2 protein-coding genes are annotated in these 6548 nt (G+C 60.0%); both read right to left on the bottom strand.

Annotated features, from left to right (window positions below; genetic code table 11):
• Positions 1-32: 32 nt before the first annotated feature.
• Complete coding sequence (locus Q9S52_RS10215) at positions 33-1790, bottom strand: hypothetical protein (protein WP_304709036.1); 1758 nt, start codon at positions 1788-1790, stop codon at positions 33-35.
• Positions 1791-1809: 19 nt separating this feature from the next.
• Positions 1810-6408: a phage tail tape measure protein gene (locus Q9S52_RS10210; protein ID WP_304709035.1), complete on the bottom strand. Its 4599-nt coding sequence runs from the start codon at positions 6406-6408 to the stop codon at positions 1810-1812.
• Between the last annotated feature and the right edge of the window lie 140 nt (positions 6409-6548).

The following is a 6548-nucleotide window of genomic DNA, read 5'->3' as shown; positions in this document are numbered from 1 at the left end:
GTATTAACGTGTAATGCCCAAAGATAATCATTTTACACCTCTACGAGTTCGACCTCGGCGGGCTCGATGGTGTTCTTCTTGAGCGAGATGTTCATCGTCCGGATGAAGAAACGGCGCCCGTGGAAAGTAAACTTGTCTCGCAGGTCGAGTTCGTGCAGGTCGAGCGCCGTGAAATACGTCTGACCCGTGATGACCAACTTGTCTCGCTCGATCCACTGCTTAAAGGCGGTGTGGCGGGCCGAAAACTCCGACAGCCGGTCCCGGTCCAAGGAGAGCTCTCCCAACTTCTCTCCGTAGGCATTGTAGTTCGACGAGGACATGTAGGGGTAGTGCCATGTCTCGCCATGATAGCGAATAGCGTCATGGATGCCCTGATACAAGCCCAGCAAGATCGTGTCGGGGCGTTTGGCTTCGATACGCTCGATCTCCGGGATGTAGAAGCGTTCCACTCGATCCCCCTCAAGGTCGGCATCGTTGTACAACCAGCGGTGGACGTTGCATTGGACCACCTGGGCCTGAATCGTCATGTCGTACGTGGCCGGTTCTTCGACATCCGACTCCTCGGCCTCCTCCTCTTCGGCCCGGTAGGCTTTAACGATTGTCAGGTGCGGCACCGATTCACTGTCGGCCTGCAGCACCTGCGGCGGATACCGACTCCGAAAGGCGGAGACGTAGACACTGCCGTCCATGACTTTCATGCCTTCCACGACGCTTGAGGTCTCCCGGATCTCAACATCGGCAGGCTCCAAGTCGTTCGACGCCTCGGAGTGTCCCAGCACGTACTTTTGACCGGCTTCCCGGCTGATCGTGTATCCCTCCTCCAATCGAATGTCCCGAACGACATTGCGGCTCAATACGTCGGTGTTGCTCTCGATCGAGAAGCGATCGCCGCGGACGTACATCGAGGCACACGGGAGTTTGAGCATCTCCACGACGAAGTCGGCCGACCAGACGTCAGGCATAAAGTCCCGCAGCCAAACGGCATAACCGGGTTTTCCCCATGCGTCTTTGTCCGGCGTCCACGGCGGGAGGTTATCAGTGAGCTTGTAGTCGGGATGCCATAGCGTCTGCAGGCAGAGCTTGCTCCACTCGCCCTCCTTGAAGATGTTACGTTCCAGCCGGTCACCGAAGATCTTGTCGAAAAGATACCACACCTTGACGGCTGGCAGGATCTTGAGCATATACCAGTTCCCGCTGCCTTGCCGGAAATGGATGTAATTCAGAGATTGGTCCACGAGGTTGACGAACGACCGGCGGGTCGTCAGGAAGCTGTCTTCCGGGTTGTCCGGATCGGGCTCCACCGGTTCCGCATCTTTGATCGCGAGGGGCGGGGCGAAAAATGGGGCGTCCGGGTCTTTCATGTTCTCCCGCAGGATCCCGTCCCAGACGACCATCGAGGTCTCTTGTGCAAACGACCCGTTGTAGGAGAGCGGTATTTTGTCCATCTCGACGTGGTAGAGTTTCCGATTCAGGGCGGCGGGGAGGACGCTGCCGGAGAAATTCACCGTAATGACGCCAGAGATCTCCTCGATGGTCTGCACGCCGCTGGCGATCTCAAGACCGGCGAAGAGGATCCGGGCGGGCCGCTCCCGGAAGCGGTCGCCGGCGGCCGCCACCCGGTCGGGGTTGCCGAACACCTGCCGGTTGCGCGGGGTCAACGGCAGGTCGTAGCTCAGGGAGTAGGTGGCGGGGATCCGATCGCTGGAGAAGAGCGGGTTCTCGAACACGAGGTCGATGCTGATGTCGTCGCTCAGGTCGATGGGACGGTCGTCTACGTATATCTGTAACATAAGGTTCTCGCGTTAGGGGTTACTTGGCCCGCCCGCCGATGCCGGCGCGGCGCTGCTGCTGTTCGATCTTCTTTTGGATGGTGAATAGTCCGTCGCGGCCGTAGATGGAGAGAAACACAGGGAGCGGTTTATCCAACTGTCGGCTGAGCTTGCCGACGACATCGCGCACTTCGCGCAACAGCTCGGCGTCGTAAGCGGTGACGGTGGTACCGGACGCGTCGTTTTCGGAGGCCCCGTTTGTCGAGGAGCCTCGACCGACGTATCCGCCGCTCTCGCGGCCGGGGATTCCGCCGGCGGCCATCGCGGCGGAGAGGTTCACGGGGCGGAACGAGCCGCGCAGCCGCGCGGCTTCGATCAGGTTCACCATGCTGGCCACCTCCGGCACCCGCAGCAGGTCGTTCGGCACGACGTATTCGGTACCGGCCTCGCCGGTCAGCACGGGCCGGCCGCCGGAGGTCTGAATGACGGTAGGCCGGTGGACGAAGCCGCGCTTGCGGGGCGAGAACTCGGCGTCGAACCGCTTGCCGTCCTGCTCCCGGATGACGCCGATCGGCCCGCCCTCCTCTGCTCCGGGCAGCGGGGTGGCGAGGATCGCGGCGGTCTGGACGGCCCCCAATGCCGCTACGATTCCGGCCAAAATCTCACCCATTGGAAACGGAACTTGCAAAGCCGCAGTAACAGCCACTGCCGTATTGATCAGGCTGTTGAAAACGGCCAGCGCCTTGTCGCGTTTGGCTTGCTTCCGCTCGATCTCCTCCCGCTTGGCCTCGGTCTCGTCGTCCAACCGCTGCACGGCTTCGTTGTAACGTTCTTGCGAGATAGTGCCGCTCTTCAGCTGCCGTTCGAGCAACTGCTTTTTCTTATTCTGCGCCTTCTCGTAGTTCTTCAGCTCCCGCTGCTCCATCGCGGTCATCAGGTTGCTGACATCGGAGAACGCCGAGCCGATCGCGCCCGCCACGGCCAATATCTCCTCCATCCCGAACTTCCCATCCTTCAGGTTGGTGTAAAACTTCTTCCACTTGTCCGGAGTCATCCCCAACACATCGACATTGTTCCGGGGGTCGTTTGTATCCTCCCCGCCGAGGGTCGGAGGAGGGGTCGCCCCCAGTTCGGCCAGCTGCTTCTTCATGTCGTCGATGATCTTCTGCAACCGTTCGATGTCTTTCTCCGTCGCGGCGACGCCGTTGGCCAACAGACCGGTTTCGCCGACCTCCTCGACAATGGCCTGATAGGTGGCGAGCATCTTTTCGAGGTCGGTTTTCAGGGCGGCTTGCTCCTCGGCGGCATACTGCCGCTTCAGCATCGAGTCGGCTTGTTTGTCCGTTCGCACACGCCGCAGCTCCTCCTCGCTGTACCACTTCCGGAGCAATGCTTTCTTCTTCTCGAAGGTATCCGCAGCGGCCAACTCATCGTTATGCGCCTGCTTTTCGGCTGTGGCCTTGCGCTGGATCGCCTTTTGCTGCTTGCTCAGCTCTTTCGACAGCTCATCGACGTAGATCGAACTCAACTTCTCGTAGTGCGAACGTTTCAACTGGAGGTAGGCGGCCTGTTCGTTGGCGGTCATCTCCTCGAGCTCCCGCCCGAAGAGGCCGAGATCCCGCAACTGCTTCTCGTAGGCGTCGTTCTCTTTGTCCTCGGCGCTGTCGCCCTGCGCGGCGATCTCAAGCAATTTCTTCTCCCGGTCGCGGGCGGCCTTCTGCTGCTGGTAACGTTTGTCGAGCAGCTGCTCTTCGAGCTTGGCGAGGTCGGAACCTTTCTCTTTGCCGGCCTCGATCCGCTTTTCGAGGGTTTGGATCTCTAATGCGAGCAGCCGGCGGCTGTACTCCTCCTCGGTGGCGATCTCGCCGCTCATCTGTTTCTCCCGGAGCTCGGCCTTAGCTTTCAGATAAGACTCGTCGGAAGAGATTGACCATTGTCTCCCTGTCTTATTCGTAGTCTTCTTGTTCTCATATAAATCGATCTCTTTCTGCTTGGCGGCGATCAGGGCCTGAATCCGGGAGATCTCTTTCTTGTTCGCCCCGTCGGTACTGTTCAGCTGGGCTTCCAACTCCTGCTTCTCTTTCTTCAAGCGGTTCAGAACGCCGATATAAGTATTGTCGGCTTGTGCCTGCAACTTCCGGACACGCAACTGCTCCTGAATCTCTTTTCGCTCCGCCTCCGCCGCCACGCGCTGTTCAGCAGTCAGTGCGTTTTTCATGGACAGTTTGGAATTGACTGTACTTAACGCCGCGCTCAACTGGTCGAGGGTCATTGTCTGGTAGGGGTTGGCCGAGGAGTTGCCTACCAGCGCGTCCAGCTGGCCCAGCTCCTCTTTCGTTTTGCGGGCGGCTTCGGTTACCTTATCGAAGGCCGCCTCGACCTGATCGACGAGAAATCCGTATTTGCGAGCCGTATGGGTGTAGGCTCCAGAGGTGGCCTGCACAGAGGTCGTGATGACAGAGTTCATCTCCTCCACACTCATACCGAACACCCGGGCGGCTCCGGCTACGAAAGCGGCCTTGTCGCCGGTCTTCTCCAACTGAACGACCAGTGCACCGAGCTGCTGTTGCGCCAGCGCGACTTGCTCCTTGGTTTTGTCGCCGCGCGACAAATAAGCCTCCATCAGTTTATCCAATGCGCCGCGCTCCGCATCGAGCATCTCTTTCTGTAATTTCTCGGCCTCCTGCGCCCGGATCTTCATTTTGATGTTTTCCTCCATCTTCTGCGAGGCGTAGTCCAGTGCCGCGGCAACCTCCTCGTTGCTCATCTTTTCCGATATGAGGTACGGCAGGTACTCTTTGTACCGCTCGTTGATGAGCCGGATCGCCTCGGCCCGCGTCTGCGATCCCTGTGCGCTCTCGGTGACGGCCCGTTTCAGGTCGTCGTGCGTGGCCCGCTCCTGCGACAGTTCCAGTGCCAGCTGTGAGCTGGCCTCGCTCGCCTTTTTGGTCGCGCCGGAGAAGGCGGCCATCGCTCCGACGGCCAAGCCGATCGCCATCGCGATCCACCCGATCGGCCCGATCGAGGCGAAGAATGCTTTGGCGGCTACGCCCGCCGCCCGGAAGTTCCCCGCCAGCAGGAGTTTCGCCGCGGCCCACGCTTTCGTTGCGGCGGGCATGCTGCGGATCTGCACGAGGTTACGCTTGGCGGCCATCGTATTGACATTCATCGCGGCGGTCTCGGAGACCAGCGAGAGGGTGGCATCTTTCGTCCCGGCAGCAAAACGGCGTTTGGCAACGTTGTAGGCTTCGACGGCGGCCCGACCGGCCTTCAGACTGACGAACCAGGCGGCAAAGGCGACACCGAGGACGGAGAGCGGAGTCAGCAGCGCGGTGAAGAGCTGGATGGTGCCGCGGATCACGGGGTTCAGCCCGTCGCCGAGGCGGATAATCAATCCCTCGAGTTTGCTCTTGAAGGTATCGAGGTCGCCCTGTATGTTGTCACGCATGATGGCGGCGGCGTGCTCGGCGGCGCCGGCGGAGTTGTTCAGGGCGGTGGTCAGTCCCTCGACGGCGGGGGCGTTGTCGGCGAGGACGGTCAAAGCGGTCATGGCGTACTTCCCGACTTCGTCCTCGGCGTCGGCCAGTGTCAGCCCTTTCTCGTTCAGATCGACGAGGGCTTCGGAGACGCTTTTGCCCTCGGTGGAGATCTCGGACAAAATGCGTTTAAGGGCCGTCCCGGCCTGCGACCCGCGGATACCCCGGTCGGCGAGGATACCGAGCATGGCAGTGGTCTGCTCCAGCGAAACACCGGCTTTGGCGGCGATCGGAGCAACGTACTTCATCGACTCGGAGAAGTACCCCAAGTCGAGGGCCGATTTGTTAAACGATGCGGCCATCACGTCGACCACGCGGGTCATCTGCGAACCGTCATATCCGAAAGCCCGCAGAGTCGACCCGGCGACGTCGGCGACAGAGGCGAGGCCGGAACCGGTGGCGGTGGCCAGGTCGAGGGTGGCGGAGGTGATCTGCAGGATCTGCCCGGGGGTGAAGCCGAGACGGGCATAATTGAGCTGCAACTCGGCGACCTGCGTAGCGGTGTACTCGGTCGAGGCGCCGAGCTCCTTGGCGTTCTCTTTTAGCTCCTTGAATTGCCCTCCGGTGGCGTTCGACACGGCACCCACCTTGGCCATCATGTATTGGAAATTCTTGAAGGGTACGATCAGCCGGCTGACAGAATAGAACATCGCCGTCAGGCCGAGCGGCAACGCGCTGCCGAGGCTCCCCATGAACCCTTTCCCGGAGGCCTGCATCTGCTTTTGCGCGGTGTCGATCTGCCGTTGCACCCGGTTCAGCTTCTCCAGCGTCGCCTTGTACTCTTTCGAATCTTGGTTCAGGAGTTTGAGGTTCTTGCGCAGATTCCGCTGGGCATCTTCGAGCTGGTTGAGCGGGACTTTGTTGAGATTCCGCAGCACGTGATCCACATCGACCACGGTCTTTTTGTACTGGTTCAGCTCCTTTTGCAGGGCCTTGATCTCTTTGTCGTAAGCCGCAGCCCCGGAGGTGTTTCCCCCCTTCAGGGCTTCCCGCCGCTTCTTACGCAGATCATCCAGATCGGCGGAGAGTTCTTTCACCTTACGCCGCGCCTGTTCGTTGTTGATGACCACGTCGACAACGGCCTGCTCTTTCTTTCGTCCCATACTGCCCGAGTTTTAGGGCGAAAGTAGAGAGACCCCAACCGGCTGAAAGGACAATAAAAAAGCCCATCCCGTGATGGGATGGGCCGTCTATCACTGCCGTAAAAGCAGTCGTCAAACAACACTACAACGTGATAGACAAG

The organism is uncultured Rikenella sp., from assembly GCF_948810725.1.
Lineage (GTDB): Bacteria > Bacteroidota > Bacteroidia > Bacteroidales > Rikenellaceae > Rikenella.
Note: the sequence above shows the minus strand (reverse complement) of the source record. Positions and strands in the feature narration are given on the sequence as shown.

Coding starts and splice junctions, on each gene's coding strand:
- Q9S52_RS10215 (WP_304709036.1), bottom strand. CDS start 1,790: ATGTTACAGATATACGTAGACGACCGTCCCATCGACCTGAGCGACGAC.
- Q9S52_RS10210 (WP_304709035.1), bottom strand. CDS start 6,408: ATGGGACGAAAGAAAGAGCAGGCCGTTGTCGACGTGGTCATCAACAAC.